The 15921-nt window shown below is 72.1% G+C and carries 15 protein-coding genes; 5 read left to right on the top strand and 10 right to left on the bottom strand.

What is annotated here, in order from left to right:
• Positions 1-28 precede the first annotated feature (28 nt).
• On the bottom strand, positions 29-910 hold the full coding sequence (locus ACFY1U_RS39105; protein WP_390698789.1) for a universal stress protein: 882 nt from the start codon (positions 908-910) through the stop codon (positions 29-31).
• Positions 911-1226: 316 nt separating this feature from the next.
• Between ACFY1U_RS39105 and ACFY1U_RS39100 the strand changes: the two genes are divergently transcribed.
• The 5 genes from ACFY1U_RS39100 (at position 1227) to ACFY1U_RS39080 (ending at position 8096) form a co-directional block, all read left to right on the top strand.
• A complete protein-coding gene (locus ACFY1U_RS39100; RefSeq protein WP_390698788.1) occupies positions 1227-3920 on the top strand; it encodes a GNAT family N-acetyltransferase in 2694 nt (897 codons plus the stop codon).
• A gap of 11 nt (positions 3921-3931) precedes the next feature.
• Positions 3932-4663 carry a CBS domain-containing protein gene (locus ACFY1U_RS39095; RefSeq protein ID WP_390698787.1) on the top strand — a complete coding sequence of 244 codons (732 nt, stop codon included), beginning with the start codon at positions 3932-3934 and terminating at the stop codon, positions 4661-4663.
• Between the two features lie 16 nt (positions 4664-4679).
• On the top strand, positions 4680-5189 hold the full coding sequence (locus tag ACFY1U_RS39090) for a flavodoxin domain-containing protein (RefSeq protein ID WP_390698786.1): 510 nt from the start codon (positions 4680-4682) through the stop codon (positions 5187-5189).
• A gap of 212 nt (positions 5190-5401) precedes the next feature.
• Positions 5402-7462 carry a discoidin domain-containing protein gene (locus ACFY1U_RS39085; RefSeq protein ID WP_390698785.1) on the top strand — a complete coding sequence of 687 codons (2061 nt, stop codon included), beginning with the start codon at positions 5402-5404 and terminating at the stop codon, positions 7460-7462.
• A 25-nt stretch (positions 7463-7487) separates the two neighbouring features.
• On the top strand, positions 7488-8096 hold the full coding sequence (locus tag ACFY1U_RS39080) for a TetR/AcrR family transcriptional regulator (RefSeq protein WP_390698784.1): 609 nt from the start codon (positions 7488-7490) through the stop codon (positions 8094-8096).
• Between the two features lie 17 nt (positions 8097-8113).
• Here the strand turns inward: ACFY1U_RS39080 and hypE are convergent, their stop codons facing one another.
• The 9 genes from hypE to ACFY1U_RS39035 all read right to left on the bottom strand — a co-directional run bounded on the left by hypE (position 8114) and on the right by ACFY1U_RS39035 (position 15921).
• Positions 8114-9148 (bottom strand): hydrogenase expression/formation protein HypE, encoded by a 1035-nt coding sequence (gene hypE, locus ACFY1U_RS39075; RefSeq protein ID WP_390698783.1) that lies wholly within the window; start codon positions 9146-9148, stop codon positions 8114-8116.
• Positions 9145-10248: a hydrogenase formation protein HypD gene (gene hypD / locus ACFY1U_RS39070; protein ID WP_390698782.1), complete on the bottom strand. Its 1104-nt coding sequence runs from the start codon at positions 10246-10248 to the stop codon at positions 9145-9147. The genes hypE and hypD overlap by 4 nt, the downstream gene beginning before the upstream one ends.
• A 16-nt stretch (positions 10249-10264) precedes the next feature.
• Positions 10265-10885: a CBS domain-containing protein gene (locus tag ACFY1U_RS39065; protein WP_390698781.1), complete on the bottom strand. Its 621-nt coding sequence runs from the start codon at positions 10883-10885 to the stop codon at positions 10265-10267.
• Positions 10878-12251, bottom strand: coding sequence for a Ni/Fe hydrogenase subunit alpha (locus tag ACFY1U_RS39060; RefSeq protein ID WP_390698780.1), 1374 nt, complete (start codon positions 12249-12251; stop codon positions 10878-10880). Before ACFY1U_RS39060 ends, ACFY1U_RS39065 begins: the two co-directional genes overlap by 8 nt.
• Entirely contained in the window at positions 12248-13015 is a 768-nt protein-coding gene (locus ACFY1U_RS39055; RefSeq protein ID WP_390698779.1) for an oxidoreductase, read from the bottom strand. The genes ACFY1U_RS39060 and ACFY1U_RS39055 overlap by 4 nt, the downstream gene beginning before the upstream one ends.
• 1 nt (position 13016) lies before the next feature.
• Entirely contained in the window at positions 13017-13823 is an 807-nt protein-coding gene (locus tag ACFY1U_RS39050) for an FAD/NAD(P)-binding protein (RefSeq protein WP_390698778.1), read from the bottom strand.
• The gene (locus ACFY1U_RS39045; RefSeq protein ID WP_390698777.1) at positions 13820-14284 is read right to left on the bottom strand and encodes a Crp/Fnr family transcriptional regulator; all 465 of its coding nucleotides are present in this window, start codon (positions 14282-14284) and stop codon (positions 13820-13822) included. The genes ACFY1U_RS39050 and ACFY1U_RS39045 overlap by 4 nt, the downstream gene beginning before the upstream one ends.
• Entirely contained in the window at positions 14284-15414 is a 1131-nt protein-coding gene (locus ACFY1U_RS39040; RefSeq protein ID WP_390698776.1) for a 4Fe-4S dicluster domain-containing protein, read from the bottom strand. The genes ACFY1U_RS39045 and ACFY1U_RS39040 overlap by 1 nt, the downstream gene beginning before the upstream one ends.
• A 249-nt stretch (positions 15415-15663) precedes the next feature.
• Positions 15664-15921 carry a HypC/HybG/HupF family hydrogenase formation chaperone gene (locus tag ACFY1U_RS39035; protein ID WP_390698775.1) on the bottom strand — a complete coding sequence of 86 codons (258 nt, stop codon included), beginning with the start codon at positions 15919-15921 and terminating at the stop codon, positions 15664-15666.

Genomic DNA, 15921 nt, shown 5'->3' with positions numbered 1-15921 from the left:
CAAGCCTCGATCGGTCGGGCGGTGCGGGTCAGCCGTGCGGTACGACGGCGACGGGGCACGGCAGGTGGTGCAGGGCCGCGTGCGCGACGGGGCCGAGCTTCCAGGTGAGCGGCGAGGGACGGCGCCGGCGGCCCACCACGGTGAGCCTGCTGCGCGCGGACGCCGCGAGCAGAACCTGGGACGCGGAACCCCGCGCGACGTGCTCGACTACCTCGACGCCGGGGAACTTCTCCTGCCAGGGCGCGAGGTCCGCGGCGAGCCGCGCGCGTTCGTCCGCCTCGTAGCTCTCCCCGGCGCGGGACGCGTGCGGATGCGTCACCAGCGACGACGGCGGCAGCGCCCGGACCGCGCGCACCCCGGCTCCGTGCAACTCGGCCGCGGTGAAGGCGAACTCCAGCAGCGGATCGGCCACCGGTGAAGGTTCCTGGACACCGACGACGACCTCCTGCCGCCCGATCGCCGCCGGGTGTCCCCAGCCGTCCTCCACGGCGGGATCGCCGGCCCGCACGGTCACGGCCGGGCACTGGACCACGCCCAGGACGTGCAGGCTGACGGAGCCGAGCAGAAAGCCGGCCACGGAGCCGTGACCGCGCGAGCCCAGCACCAGGAGCGCCGCGCTCTCGCCCGCGTCCACGAGAGCCTTCGAGGCGGACTCCGACACCAGTTCCGTCACCACGGAGAGGCCGGCGTACCGGTGCAGCAGCTCGGCCTCCAGCCGCTGCAGCACCCGTCCTCCATAGCGCTGCTTGTCGAGGGCTTCCTGCGCGACGGGCACGTCGAGCGGCTGGGTGGTCCAGGAGTGCAGCAGCAGCACGGGCAGGTGCCGGTCCACGGCCTCGCGTGCCGCCCACCACGCGGCTGTCACGCTCGCGGGAGAGCCGTCGACTCCGACGACGACAGGTCCGGTCATGGCGCACCTCCGGTGTCGGCGCGGCGAAATGCCGCGCATCCGCCTCCCACGCTCAAGGCTGGTCGCCGCACGAGCGGCGAGGGAGGGCCGGACGGTGCGCCCCTTGGGCCCGTATGGCCCACGGCGACGGGAGGCCGCGTGACGGACGCCGGTTTTCGAAGGTGGGTGGGGTCCGCCCGGCCGACGGCGCCGGGTGATCGGTGGAGCAGCCGGCACCGAGGGCCGACCGGCCCCCTCGTCACCGCCGGTCAGCCCCTGGGACCCCGCCCCGTTCCGCTGGACGCTCGAGGTGGAGAGAAACCTGGAGGAGACCGCGATGACGGACCACACGACCAGCGCGCCCCCGGTCCACGCCCTGCTCGCGGACGGCACCACGGTGTGCATCCGTCCCGTGGCGGCAGCCGACCACGACCAACTGCAGGGGCTGTACGAGGAGATGTCTTCGGAGAACCTGCGGCTGAGGTTCTTCGGTCTCAGCCCGCGTTCCGCCGAGATGGCCGCCGACCGTGCCTGTGCCGCGCCCCACCGGGGATACCGCGCGCTGCTGGCCGAGCGCATGGGCCAGGTGATCGGTCTCGCCGAGTACGACACCGGCGGCCTCGGCACCGAGGCCGACATGTCCATCGCGGTCGCCGACGGGCTGCACCACCGCGGCGTCGGCACCCTCCTGGTCGAACACCTCGTCTCCGCCGCACGCGCGGAGGGCGTCACCACGTTCACCGCAGACGCGCTCAGCGAGAACCGCGAGGTGCTCCGGCTCTTCGCCGACCTCGGCCTGCACATCGGCCGGCGCTTCGAGGGCCCCGAGGTGCGCTGCACCATCGCGCTCGACGAGGACGACACCTACTTCTCGGCGGTCGAGGAGCGCGGCCGGGCCGCCGATGTGCTCAGCCTGGGCCCCCTGCTGCGGCCGCAGGCGATCGCCGTCATCGGGGCCGGGCGCAAACCGGGCTCCGTGGGCCGGGCGATCCTGCACCATCTGAAGGCCGGCGGCTACACCCGCCGCATGTTCGCCGTGAACCCCGCCGCGACCTCCCTCCTCGGCGTGCCCTGCCACCCTTCGGTCAGTGCCCTGCCCCGGACCCCCGACCTCGCCGTCGTCGCCGTACCCGCCGCCGCGGTCCCCGCCACCGCCGAGGAGTGCGGCAAGGCGGGCGTACGGGCCCTGCTCGTGGTCACCGCCGGGCTCGACGCCGACCAGGCGCGGGCCCTGCTGGCGGCCTGCCGCACCTACGGCATGCGGCTGGTCGGCCCCAACTGCCTGGGCCTGTCCAACACCGACCCCGAGCTGAGCCTGGACGCGACCTTCGCCGCGAACCACCCGCGCCCCGGCACGGCCGGCGTGGCCGTGCAGTCCGGCGGGGTGGGCATCGCCCTCCTGGACGGGCTGTCCCGGCTGGGAATCGGCGTGTCGTCCTTCGTGTCGCTCGGCGACAAGTACGACGTCAGCGGCAATGACATGCTCCAGTGGTGGGAGAGCGACGGCCGCACCCGCCTGGCGCTGCTGCACCTGGAGTCGTTCGGCAACCCCCGGGCCTTCTCCCACACCGCCCGCCGCGTGGCGCGCCGTATGCCCGTGCTGACCGTCGACGCGGGGCGCACCGCCGCGGGCCGGCGTGCCGCCGCCTCGCACACCGCCGCGGCCGCCACCCGCACCATGACCCGCGCGGCGCTGTTCACCCAGGCCGGCATCACCGCCACCCGCTCGGTCGGCGAACTCCTCGACACCGCGGCCCTGTTGCACTCCCAGCCGCTGCCCGCCGGACCCCGGATCGCGATCGTCACCAACGCGGGCGGAGCCGGGGTCCTCGCCGCGGACGCCTGCGCCGAGGCCGGACTGATGGTGCCCGCGCCCACCCCGCACCTGGTCGACGACCTGCTCGCCCTGCTGCCCGACGGCGCCGCCGCCGGCAATCCCGTCGACGCCACCGCGGCCGTCTCGGAGGACCAGCTCGCACAGTGCGTCGACCGCCTCATGCGGCACGGCGACGCCGACGCCGTCCTGGTCGCCCTGGTGCCCACCGCCGTGGCCGCGGCCACCGGCGACGACCTCGTACGGGCCGTGACCCGGCTGTCCGGACCCCGTCCCAAGCCGGTGGTCGCCGTACGCCTCGAACAGGCGCTGCCCGTGGAGCTGCTGCCCGCCACCGACGGCGGCACCGTCCCCTCGTACGCCGAACCCCAGGCGGCGGCACGGGCGCTGGCCCATGCCGTGCGCCGCACGGAATGGCTCGCCCGCCCCGCCGGGACGGTCCCCGCCCTCCACGGCGTCGACACGACACGCGCCCGCTCCACCGTCGAGACCTACCTCGACGCACACCCGGACGGCGGCTGGCTCGGCCCGCGCGAGTGCGCCGCACTCCTCGACTGCTACGGCATACCCCAGTTGCCGTGGGCCTGGGCCGAGACCGAGGACGACGCCGTCCTCGCCGCCGACCGGCTGCGCGGCGCCGACGGCCGGGTGGTCATGAAGGGCCACTGGCCCGGCCTGCTGCACAAGACCGCCGAACACGCCGTCCATCTCGACCTGCGCGGCGACTCCCAAGTGCGCGCCGCCTTCCGCGACTTGGAGACCCGGTTCGCCGGCCTGCTGACGGGCGTGGTGCTGCAGCCGCTCGCCGACCGCGGCACCGAACTGTTCGCCGGCGTCGTCCAGGACGAGGTCTTCGGCCCGCTCGTGCTCTTCGGCCTCGGCGGCACCGCCACCGAGGTGCTCGCCGACCATGCCGCCCGCCTGGCCCCGCTCACCGACCACGACGTGCACGACCTGATCACGGCCCCGCGCTGTGCCCCGCTCCTGTTCGGTGCGAACGGTGCGCGGCCCGTCGACCTCGAGGGTCTCGAACAGCTGCTGCTGCGCCTGTCCCGGATGGCGAGCGACCTGCCGCAGCTCGCCGAGGCCGACTTCAACCCCGTACTCGCGACACCGGGCGGAGTGACCGTGCTCGATGCACGGGTGCGCCTGCTGCCGCGCCGGCCCCACGACCCGTATCTGCGCCGCCTGCGCTGAGGAGGAACGTCATGAAGCACAACAAGGTCGGCTCCGTGATGACCACGGACGTCGTCCGCGCGACATACGGCACTCCCTTCAAGGAGGTGGCGCGGCTGCTCGGCGAGCACCGCATCAGCGGACTGCCGGTGGTCGACGAGGACGAGAAGGTCATCGGTGTCGTCTCCGAGACGGATCTCATGGTCCGGCAGGCCCAGACGCCGGACCCGTACGAGCCGAAGAAGCGCCACTGGCCGGCCTCGGTGACCCGTGCGTCCCGGCAGCGGGCCGCGAAGGCGGGGGCCCGCACGGCCGGTCAGCTGATGACCGAGCCGCCCCTGACGGTGCATGCCGACAACACCATCGTCGAGGCGGCCCGCACCATGGCGCAGCACCACATCGAGCGGCTGCCCGTCCTCGACGAGGAGCACCGGCTGGTCGGCATCGTCACCCGCCGCGACCTGCTCCAGGTCTTCCTGCGGCCCGACGCGGACATCCGCACCGAGGTCGTCGAAGAGGTGCTGGTGCGCGCGCTGTGGCTGCCGCCGCGCAGCATCGACGTCCAGGTGGTGGAGGGAGTGGTCACGCTCTCGGGCCAGATGGAACGCAAGAGCGAGACGGAGATCGCCGTCTCCATGACCCGGCAGATCGACGGCGTCGTCGCTGTCGTCGACAAGCTCACCTACCGGCTGGACGACGCCAGGATCCAGCCCCAGGAGCAGGCCCTGCACGGCGTGGCCGACGACTGGCTGCGCAAGCTGTGAGAGGAGGCGGACCGCCATGCCGGGCAACGTGCTGGTCGCCTACGGGACGACGAACGGATCGACCGCGCGGATCGCCGAGGCCGTGGCCGAGGTCCTGCGCAAGGAGGGACTCACGGCTGCCGCCCTGTCGGCCGGGGCCGTCGTGGATCTGACGGGGTACGACGCCGTCGTGGTCGGCGGCGGGCTGTACGCCGGACGCTGGCACAAGGACGCCCGCCGGTTCGTGCGCCGGCACCGCCGCGCACTGGCCGAGCGCCCGCTGTGGTTCTTCAGCAGCGGCCCTCTCGACGCCTCGGCCTCGGAGCGGGACATCCCGCCCGTGCCGGGTGTGCGCCGCACGATGACCCGGCTCGACGCCAGGGGGCACGTGACCTTCGGCGGCTGCCTGCAGGAGGGCGCCAAGGGCCGGATCGCCAAGATGATCGTACGCAACGGAAAGGGCGGGGACTTCCGCAACTTCCCCGAGATCGAGGCATGGTCGGCACGTGTTGCGGGCGAACTGGTGGCGGAACGGGCGAAGAACTGACCAGCGGGATGCGCACTGAATGCGGTGCGGGCAGCTGAGGGGCACGGCCTCGTGGCGCATGGCCGGCGGGAGTCGCGCGGCATCAGGTCAAGCGTCCCGGACTCTTGACTCGGAAGGCGACCGCCCCGATCCTCGTCCCATATATTGCGCTGGTCATGACAACCTTATGGGTTGGTCAACCGCGCGATCCCGCCGACCGAGGGACGTGGGCCGTGACGCCGACTCGACGCTCGTACCGCAAACGCAAGAACGTCACCGTGGTGTCGCTGCTTCTCTTCCTCCTGGCCCTCACCCTCGGCCCCACTCCGAGTTCCGCGGCCGCCGACGACTGGTGGATCCCGGCCTCGCGCCCGGCCCCGGACGCCCAGATCAACGTCACCGGTGAGCCCTTCACTGGCACCGATGGGGCGGGCGACGTCCGCGGATTCGTCGACGCGCACAACCACCTGTTCTCCAACGAGGCCTTCGGAGGCCGGCTGATCTGCGGAAAGGTGTTCTCCGATGCCGGGGTCGCAGACGCGCTCAAGGACTGTCCGGAGCACTACCCCGACGGCTCCCTCGCGATCTTCGACTACATCACCCACGGCGGCGACGGAAGGCACGACCCGGTCGGCTGGCCGACCTTCAAGGACTGGCCGGCGTACGACTCGATGACCCATCAGGCGAACTACTACGCCTGGCTGGAGCGGGCCTGGCGCGGCGGGCAGCGGGTGCTGGTCAACGACCTCGTCACCAACGGCATGATCTGCTCGGTCTACCCCTTCAAGGACCGCAGCTGCGACGAGATGACCTCCATCCGCCTGCAGGCGAGGCTGACGTACCAACTGCAGGACTACATCGACAAGATGTACGGCGGCCCCGGCAAGGGCTGGTTCCGGATCGTCACCGACAGCGCACAGGCCCGTGAGGTGATCAAGCAGGGCAAGCTGGCCGTCGTCCTGGGCGTGGAGACCTCCGAGCCGTTCGGCTGCAAGCAGATCCTCGACATACCGCAGTGCAGCAAGGCCGACATCGACAGGGGCCTGGACGAGCTGTACGGGCTGGGTGTGCGCTCGATGTTCCTGTGCCACAAGTTCGACAACGCGCTGTGCGGCGTCCGCTTCGACTCGGGAGGCCTCGGAACGGCCATCAACGTCGGCCAGTTCCTGTCCACCGGCACCTTCTGGCAGACCGAGAAGTGCACCGGCCCCCAGCACGACAACCCCATCGGCACCGCCTCCTCCGCCGCGGAGAAGGACCTGCCGGCGGGCGTGGACGTCCCCTCGTACGGCTCCGACGCCCAGTGCAACAAACGCGGCCTGACCGACCTCGGCGCCTACGCCGTGCGCGGCATGATGAAACGCAAGATGATGCTGGAGATCGACCACATGAGCGTCAAGGCGGTCGGCCAGGCCCTGGACATCTTCGAGGCCGCCTCCTACCCCGGCGTGCTCTCCTCGCACAGCTGGATGGACCTGAACTGGACGGAGCGCGTCTACTCCCTCGGCGGCTTCGTCGCCCAGTACATGCACGGCTCCCAGGGGTTCGTGGCGGAGGCCGCCCGCACCAAGGCGCTGCGCGACAAGTACCACGTGGGCTACGGCTACGGCACCGACTTCAACGGCATCGGAGACCACCCGGCCCCGCGCGGCGCCGACGCCCCGAACAAGGTCATCTATCCCTTCAAGAGTGCCGACGGCGGCTCGGTCATCGACCGGCAGATCACCGGTGAGCGCACCTTCGACTTCAACACCGACGGCGCCGCCCACGTCGGCATGATCCCCGACTGGATCGAGGACATCCGTCGGGGCGGCGGCCAGGGCGTGGTGAACGACCTGATGCGGGGCGCCGAGTCCTACCTCGACACCTGGGGGGCGACCGAGCAGCACCAGGCATCGGTCGACCTCGCCAAGGGCGCGAGTGCCACCGCCAGTTCGTCGGAGTGGAACCCGTTCACCAGCTACCAGCCGGGCCGGGCCGTCGACGGTGACGGCGGCACCCGCTGGGCGAGCGACTGGAGCGACGACCAGTGGTGGCAGGTGGACCTCGGCGCAACCCACCGGGTCAGCCGGGTCACGCTGAACTGGGAGCGCGCCTACGGCAAGTCGTACCGCATCGAACTGTCCACCGACGGCACCGACTGGCAGACCGTCTGGTCCACCACCTCCGGCGACGGCGGCCTGGACACCGCCCGCTTCACCGGCACACCGGCCCGCTATGTCCGCATCCACGGCCTGCAGCGCGGCACCGACTGGGGATACTCGCTGTACGAAGTGGGCGTCCACAGCGCCTGAGGTCCCTCACCCCCCGAGGACGCACATGGCACGCATGCCGTCGGCCGAGCGGCGCAGACAGCTGACGGAAGCGGCGATCAGGGCGATGGCCCGGGACGGCGTCGCCAGGACGACGACCCGGTCCATCGCCGCCGAGGCGGGCGTGTCCCTGAGCGTCTTCCACTACTGCTTCGACTCCAAGCAGGCGCTGGTCGAAGCCGTCATCACGACCCTCACCGACCACTCGGTGACGGTGGTGAAGCAGGCCCTGCGGCCCAGGGCCACGCTCGTGGAGACCGTCCGGGCCGGCTTCCAGGCGTACTGGGACCACGTCCGCGCCCACCCCGACGAGCACATGCTCACCTACGAACTCACCCAGTACGCCCTGCGCGAGCCGGGATGCGAGCACCTGGCGCGACGGCAGTACGAGCTGTACGGCGCCGCCTACACCGAGCTCATCGACGGGTTGCGCCGCACCATGGACCTTCAACTCGCCGTCCCGGCAACGGTGCTGGCCCGCTACCTGGCCGCCATGACCGACGGCCTGACCCTCAACTACCTCGTCCTGGGCGACGAATCGGCCTGGACCGACATCCTCGACACCGTCACCACCCACATCGCAGGCCTGGTCCACGACGACGTTCGCCGTGCCTGACCTCAGAAGATCCGGCGTCAGCAGATCCGGGGGAGCTGTTCGCCCAGCGGCATGTCCACGATGCGCCGGGCGCCGACCAGTGTCCGCAGGGTGACCCGCCCGCGCGGCCCCTCCCGCAGCACCTCGCCGATCCGCACCGCCTGCGCCCCCTCCGGCAGCGACCGCAGGGCGGCCAGCGCCCGTTCGGCCGCGCCGGCGTCGACGAAGGCGACCAGGCATCCCTCGTTGGCGACGACCAGCGGGTCCAGGCCGAGCAGGTCGCAGGCGGAGGCCACCGCCTGCGGCACAGGGACGGCACTCTCCTCGATCTCCACGGCGGCGGACGAGTCCCGGGCGATCTCGTTGAGTGCGGCGGCCAGTCCGCCCCGGGTCGGGTCGCGCAGCACATGGATCGCGGCGCCCAGCGGTGCCAGGGCGCGCACCAGCCGGTGCAGCGGCCGCGTGTCGGAGGCGATGTCGCTCTCGAAGCCGAGTCCCTCACGGGTGCTCAGCACGGTCGTGCCGTGCAGTCCGACGGGCCCGGACAGCAGGATGGCGTCGCCCGGCCGGGCCAACGCGGCCGACGGGCACAGCAGTTCGTGCCGCTGACCCACGCCGGTGGTGTTGATGAACAGCCGGTCGGCCGCACCACGGCCCACGACCTTGGTGTCCCCGGTGATCACGGGCACGCCCACGTCCTGCGCCGCCTTGCCCAACGAGGCCATGACGGAGCGCAGTTCGGCGAGGGGAAGCCCTTCCTCGACGATGAGGGACACGGACAGGGCGAGCGGCCAGGCGCCCCGCATCGCGAGGTCGTTGACCGTGCCGTGCACGGCGAGGGATCCGATGTCCCCGCCGGGAAAGGACAGCGGGCTGACGACGAAGCTGTCGGTGCTCATCACCAGGCCGGGATGGCCGGGCAGCAGCGCGGCGTCCTCCAGCGGGCCCGTGCCGCCGCCCACGGCGGGCAGCACGAGCTGATCCAGCAGCTCCGCGGTGAGACGTCCGCCGGCGCCGTGGCCCAGCAGGACGACCTCGTCCTCGTGGTTCGGGGTGGGGCATTGGATGCTCATGCCGTGCTCCTCGCCGGAGTACGTCCGGCCGCGTGGAAGGCGGCGCAGGTGCCCTCGGACGACACCATCGGCGCGCCCAGGGGATGGCGGGGGGTGCAACGGGTGCCGTACGCGGCGCAGTCGGTGGGCAGCCTCGCCCCGGTGAGGATGGCGCCCGCGATGCACTCCGCGTCCTCGACGGGGCACAGCCCGCCCACGTCGAAGCGGCGGGCGGCGTCGAACTGCCGGTACTCGTCGGCGAGTTCGAGACCGCTGTCGGGCAGCGCCCCGATGCCCCGCCAGGCCCGGTCGGTGACCCGGAAGACCGCCCGGACGGCGTCCTGCGCGTCGGTGTTGCCGGACCGGCGCACGGCGCGCACGTACTGGTTCTCCACCTCGGCCCGGCCGGCCTCCAGCTGGCGTACGGCCATCAGGATGCCCTCCAGGAGGTCCAGCGGCTCGAAGCCGGTGACCACGATGGGCACCTTGTAGCGGTCGGCGATCGGCTCGTACTCGGTCCAGCCCATGACCGCGCACACATGCCCGGCCGCGAGGAACGCCTGCACCTCGCAGTCGGGGTCGTCGAGCAGCGCCGTCATGGCGGGCGGCACGAGGACATGACTGACCAGCATCGAGAAGTTCGTCAGCCCGAGGCGGGCCGCGTGCAGTACGGCCATCGCATTGGCCGGCGCGGTCGTCTCGAAGCCGACCGCGAGGAAGACCACCTCCCGGTCGGGCCGGTCGGCGGCCAGGCGTACGGCGTCCATCGGGGCGTAGACCACGCGTACGTCCGCGCCCCGCGCCCGCAGCGACAGCAGGTCGGTGTCCGTGCCGGGCACGCGCAGCATGTCGCCGAAGCTGGTGAGGATCACGCCGGGCCGGGCGGCGATGGCCATGGCCCGGTCCAGGGTCTCCAGCGGGGTCACACAGACCGGACAGCCGGGTCCGTGGATCATCCGCATCCCGGCGGGCAGCAGCTCGTCGATGCCCTGGCGCACCAGCGTGTGGGTCTGCCCGCCGCACACCTCCATGATCCGCCAGGGCCGGGTGGCGGTCTGCCGCAGCTCGTCCAGCAGTCGCCGGGCGAGGACGGGGTCGCGGTATTCGTCGAGGTACTTCATCGGCCCTCCGCGTGCGTCATCGATGCGTGAGATCGAGCCGGATGTCCACGACCCCCTCCACCGCCCGCACCGCCCGCGCCACCACGGGCACGAGCATGCGGTCGGGCAGGGAGCCGCCCAGCGTCACGACGCCCTCCTTCACGCTGACGGTCAGGGGAGCGGTGACCGGGAGCTGGCCCAGCACGCTGTGCCGGATCTCCTGGGCGATCTCCTCGTCGTCACGGAGGAAGACCTTCAGCAGATCACTGCGGCTGACCACGCCCTGCAGCAGGCCCACCCCGTCCACGACGGGCAGCCGCTTGACATGCCGGCGGGCCATGATCCGGGCGGCCTCGGCCAGCGAGGCGTCGGCGTGCACGGTCACGGCCGGGGCGCTCATCAGCTCGCCCGCGGTGATCGCGCCGGCCTTCCTCCGGATCTCCGGATCACCCTCCTCGGTGTCCCGGAACTCCTCCTTGGCCATCAGATCCGCCTCGGAGACCACCCCCACGACGCGGCCCTCGCCCGCCAGGACCGGCAGGGCGCTGACCTTCCACTGGTCGAGCAGTTCGACGATCTCCTTGAAGGGCGCCTCACTGCCGACGGCGACGACGGTGTGCGTCATCACATCGCTCACGGTGTACGGAGATTCAGGCATCGCAGCCTCCCGGAATGTCTGGCGAGGTGTCCGACGAGGTACGGACGACCGTCAGGTCGAGGAAGTGGGTGGAGCACGAGATGCACGGGTCGTGATTGCGGATCGCCCGCTCGCACAGGGCCGTCAACTCGGCGTCGTCCGGGTCGCGTTCGCCGATCGCACGCTGGGTCAGCCGACGCAGGTCGTCCTCGATCGCACCCTGGTTCTGTGCCGTCGGTGGTACCAGCAGCGCACTGGTCACCAGACCGTCGGCGTCGAGTTCGTAGCGGTGATAGAGCAGTCCGCGGGGTGCCTCGGTGGCGCCGTGGCCGACGCCCGCGACCGGAGGCACGTCCATGTACGGCTGTTTGGGCGGCTCGTAGGCGTCGATGATCCGCAGCGCCTCCGCGACGGCGTACACGCTCTCCACCGCCCGCACCAGGATCGACCGGAACGGATTGCGGCACACGGCGCCCTCGCGCGGATCGCCCAGCCCCGACTCGACGGCCGCCTCCAGCGCCACGGGCGACAGCCGCGCGCCGCTGATCGCGAACCTGGCGAGGGAGCCGGTGAGATGCAGCCGTCCGTCCAGCCGCGAGTGCAGCGCGGTGGAGTGCTCCACATGGGTCTCGGCGACACGCTCGGTGAACTCCCCCACCGGGAAGGAAGCGGTGGAGCCGTCCGCGCGCAGCACCGTCGGGGTGCCGCCCTCGATGGCATACGTGTCCGGAGCGGCGAGCGCCAGCAGATCGGCCTCGACCTCGGCATCCGGGAACTCGAAGCCGGCCACCCAGCGCACGGTCTCCCACGCGTCGTCCAGCGCCTGCTTCAACTGCTCGGCGAGCGGCCGCAGTTCGGCGCGCGTCGGCACCCGGTGGAAGCCGCCCAGCCGTACGTTGACGGGGTGCACGGCCCGCCCGCCGATCAGCTCCATCAGGGAGTTGCCCGCCTTCTTGAGCCTGAGCCCGCGCTCGACCTCCGCCCGATGGGTGCGGGCCAGCTCGATCGCGCTCGCCCGGCCGAGGAAGTCCGGGGCGTGCAGCAGATAGATGTGCAGGACCTGGCTCTCGATCCACTCGCCGCAGTACAGCAGCCGGCGCAGGTCCCGGATCACCGGGTCGACCGTCACCCCGCACGCGTCCTCGATCGCCGCGCACGCGCTCATCTGGTACGCCACCGGGCAGATCCCGCACACCCGCGCCGTGATGTCCGGCGGCTCGGTGTACGAACGCCCGCGCAGGAACGCCTCGAAGAAGCGCGGCGGTTCGTAGATCTCCAGCCGTGCGTCGGTGACCGTGCCGTCGTGCACGTTCAGACGCAGGGCGCCCTCGCCCTCGACCCGGGACAGCGAGCCGACGTGCAGGACACGGGATCCGCGGTGCGTCACTTGCCCAACTCCTCTTCGAAGGCCACCGTGTTGAAGGTGTGCAGGAACCGCACCACCTCGTCCTCGTCGAGGCCGTCGCGGCGCAGCAGCGGGATCAGTGCGGGCAGGTTCACCGACCCGGACGGGCCGAAGCAGCCGAAGCAGCCGCGGTGGTACGCCGGGCAGAGCGCTCCGCACCCGGCGTGCGTGACTGGGCCGAGGCACGGCGTGCCGTGGGCGACCGTCACACAGACCGTGCCGCGCCGCTTGCACTCGAAGCACACACTGTGGTTCGGCACGTCCGGCTTGCGGCCGGCGAGGAACGCGGTGATCACCTCGATGAGCTGCCTGCGGTCGATCGGGCAGCCGCGCAGCTCGAAGTCGACGTCCACATGGGCCGAGACGGGGGTGGAGGTGGCGAGGGTGGAGATGTACTCGGGGTGCGCGTAGACCGTGCGCCGGAACTCGTCGACGTCCGCGAAGTTCCTGAGGGCCTGGATGCCGCCGGCCGTGGCGCATGCCCCGATGGTCACCAGGTGGCGCGAGGCGGCGCGGATGGCCCGGATCCGTTCGGCGTCCTCGGCCGTGGTGATCGAACCCTCGACGAGGGAGAGGTCGTAGGGACCCGCTTCCACCGCGCTGGACGCCTCCAGGAAGTGCGAGATGTCCACCTCGCCCGCCAGCGCCAGGAGTTCGTCCTCGCAGTCCAGCAGGGTGAGCTGGCAGCCGTCGCAGGAGGCCAGCTTGAACACCGCGAGCCGGGGCCTGGTCTTCGTGGCGGTCATCTCACAACTCCCTTACGGAGAGCAGGGGTTCCGCGCATTCCCATCCCACGACGGGACCCGCCCGGCACACCAGCAGGGGACCGAGCTGGCAGTGCCCGCAGTGCCCGGTCGCGCACCGCATGTTCCGCTCCAGCGAGACCCGGATGCGGTCGCGGGGCACCCCGCGGTGGGCGAGTTCGCGGGCTGTGGCCCGGATCATCGGCTCGGGACCGCACACGTACGCCGTCGTCTCCTCCGGCTCGAACTGCGCCCGCCCGAGCAGCTGGGTGACCACGCCCACGTCGCCCCGCCAGTCGACCTCGGGCTGGTCCACCGTCACACCGGTGTACGCGGTGGCCCAACCCGCCACCTCCGCCCGGGCGATCAGATCGCCCGGGGTGCGCGCACCGATCAGGACGTTCACCCGCCCGTACGCGGCCGGCTCGGCCAGCACCGCCAGGATCAGCGGCCGCAGCGGGGCGAAACCGATGCCGCCCGCCACGATCACGACGTCACGGCCGCGCGCCCGCGCCGACTCCCAGCTGGTGCCGTAAGGACCGCGGATGCCGACGACGTCGCCGACCCGGGCCGCGCACAGCCCGTCGGAGACCGCGCCCACCGAGCGAATCGTGTGCGCGAGACCGCCGGTGGCCTGCACGGAGCTGACGGACACCGGGATCTCGCCACGCCCGAAGGAGTGCACCATCGCGAACTGCCCCGGCAGGAAGTCGGGCAGTGCGGAGCCCACCGGTTCGAACCGGAGCGTGACCGTGTCGGCGGTCTCCGCCCGGCGGGCGACCACCCGGTGGGGCACCGGCAGCGCGGTCATCGCTCGTCCTTCGTGTCGTAGATGCCGTACAGGTCGACCAGCCGGGCGCGGGCCGCGTTCAGCCGGTGGGCCAGCACCCGGCCGACCCAGTGCTCCACGGCAAGCCCGAACCCGGGGTCGTCCAGGCACATCAGACGGACGGCTACGGCGTCGAACTCGTAGGCCTGCAGGGGCGTGACGGCCCCTGCGCCGAGCTGCCAGACGAACGGCTCGTACAGCCAGGACCAGCCGAGGAGATCGCCGACGCCGAGCGTCTCGACGACGGGCGGGCGGCGGCCGGGAACGTGGATGTCGAGGGCGGCCGTCCCACTGCGGATGATCCAGAACCGGTTCGCGTGCCCGCCCTCCTCGAAGAGGCGGCTGCCCTGCGGGAAGACGGCCTCGCGGCCGACCCGCAGCAGCCGCTCGCGGTGCTCGGCGGGCAGCGCGTGGTTCATGCGCAGGGCGATCGAGGGGGGCATCAGTCCGACTCCGTTCCGCGTTCGGCCTGCAGGGCGGCCACTTCCTCCGTGATGTCGATGCCGGCCGGGCACCAGGCGATGCAGCGCCCGCAGCCCACGCATCCGGTCGTGTCGAACTGGTCGTGCCAGGTCGAGAGCTTGTGGGTGAGCCACTGCCGGTAGCGGCTGCGGGGCGAGTGGCGCACCGAGCCGCCGTGCAGATACGAGAAGTCCAGGTCGAAGCAGGAGTCCCAGCGCTGCCAGCGCTCGGTGTGGTCACCGGTCAGATCGGTGACCTCCTCCGTGGTGGTGCAGAAGCAGGTCGGGCAGACCATGGTGCAGTTGCCGCAGGTCAGACAGCGCTCGGCGACGTCGTTCCAGCGTTCGGCGTCCAGGCTCGCGCCCATCAGGGAACGCAGGTCGACCGGGGGCAGCGAGCGGCCCATCCGGTCGCGGGCCGCGTCCACCGAGGCGCGGGCGGTGGCCTCCGTGACCAGGTCGGCGCCGTGGTGCGGGACCTGCTCCAGCAGCCGGGCGCCTTCCTCGCTGCCCACGCGCACCAGGAACCGGTGCCCGTCCTCGTCGACCACCTCGGTGAGCGCGAGGTCGTAGCCGGGGTCGGCGGCGGGTCCGCCGCCGGTGGAGACGCAGAAGCAGGTGGCGCCGGGCTCCGTGCACTCGGCGGCGATCAGCAGCGCGCCGGACCGGCGCCTGCCGTAGCCCGTGTCCTCGTAGCGGCCGCCGGTCAGCACACGGTCCTGGATGGCGATGGCCCGCAGGTCACACGGCCGGACACCGAGGAAGGCGTACGCCGGGGCCGCGGGCTCCTGCGCGGTGAACGTCACCTCGCCCTGTTCCGTCCGGTCGGCACTCCACAGCCGCTCCCGGGGCGGGTGCAGGAAGTTCTTCCAGGACTGCGGGCCCGCGCTGTGCGCGAAGGCGGCACCGTCCTCGCGCGGCACCAGCCGGTACCGCCCGGCCTCCAGCTCGACACCCCAGCCGTACGGCAGGGCATCCGCCGAGGTCAGCTCGGACAGCACGATCGCACCGTCGCGGACGGTCGGCCCGACGACGGTCCGTCCGTCCGCCACCAGCACCGCGACCAGGGCATTGAGCCCGTCCCGATCGAGCACGGCCGGGGCTGCGCTCATGTCGCTCCTCCTCGTCGCTGACTCCACTCTCAGCTTCTGACGGCGCCCGCCACCTGAGGCAGGGGCCAACTGGCCCAGCCGCACAAGCCGACCGGACCCCCGAAACGCCCCGAAAGGGCGCGGGGCATCGATGTGCGGCTCCACCGCGTGGGCGCACCCAGCCAAGCCCAGACGCCACGACGACCTGCGGCCGGCACGTGGCTTGTGGCCGAGATGCGGCCTGCCGCACAGCGCTCTGCCGACCGGGCGCTACGGAAGGGCCTCGCCCAGTTCTCCCTCAACGGCCCCCGCCATGGCCCGCAGCACGTCGAGGGTCCGCTCGGCCTCCGCCTCGTTGACCAAGGTGATCGCGAATCCGACGTGCACGATCACGTACGCCCCCACATCCGCCTCCGGCGTGCAGCTCAGACAGACCTCGCGCCGTATCCCCCCGAAATCCACCGTGGCCATCCGCAGCCCCGCGTCGTCGTGGATCTCCAGGACCCGTCCCGGGATGCCCAGGCACAT

Source organism: Streptomyces sp. NPDC001351 (genome assembly GCF_042896045.1).
GTDB lineage: Bacteria > Actinomycetota > Actinomycetes > Streptomycetales > Streptomycetaceae > Streptomyces.
The sequence above is the reverse complement of the archived record's forward strand: the minus strand, read 5'-3'. Positions and strand labels throughout refer to the sequence as shown.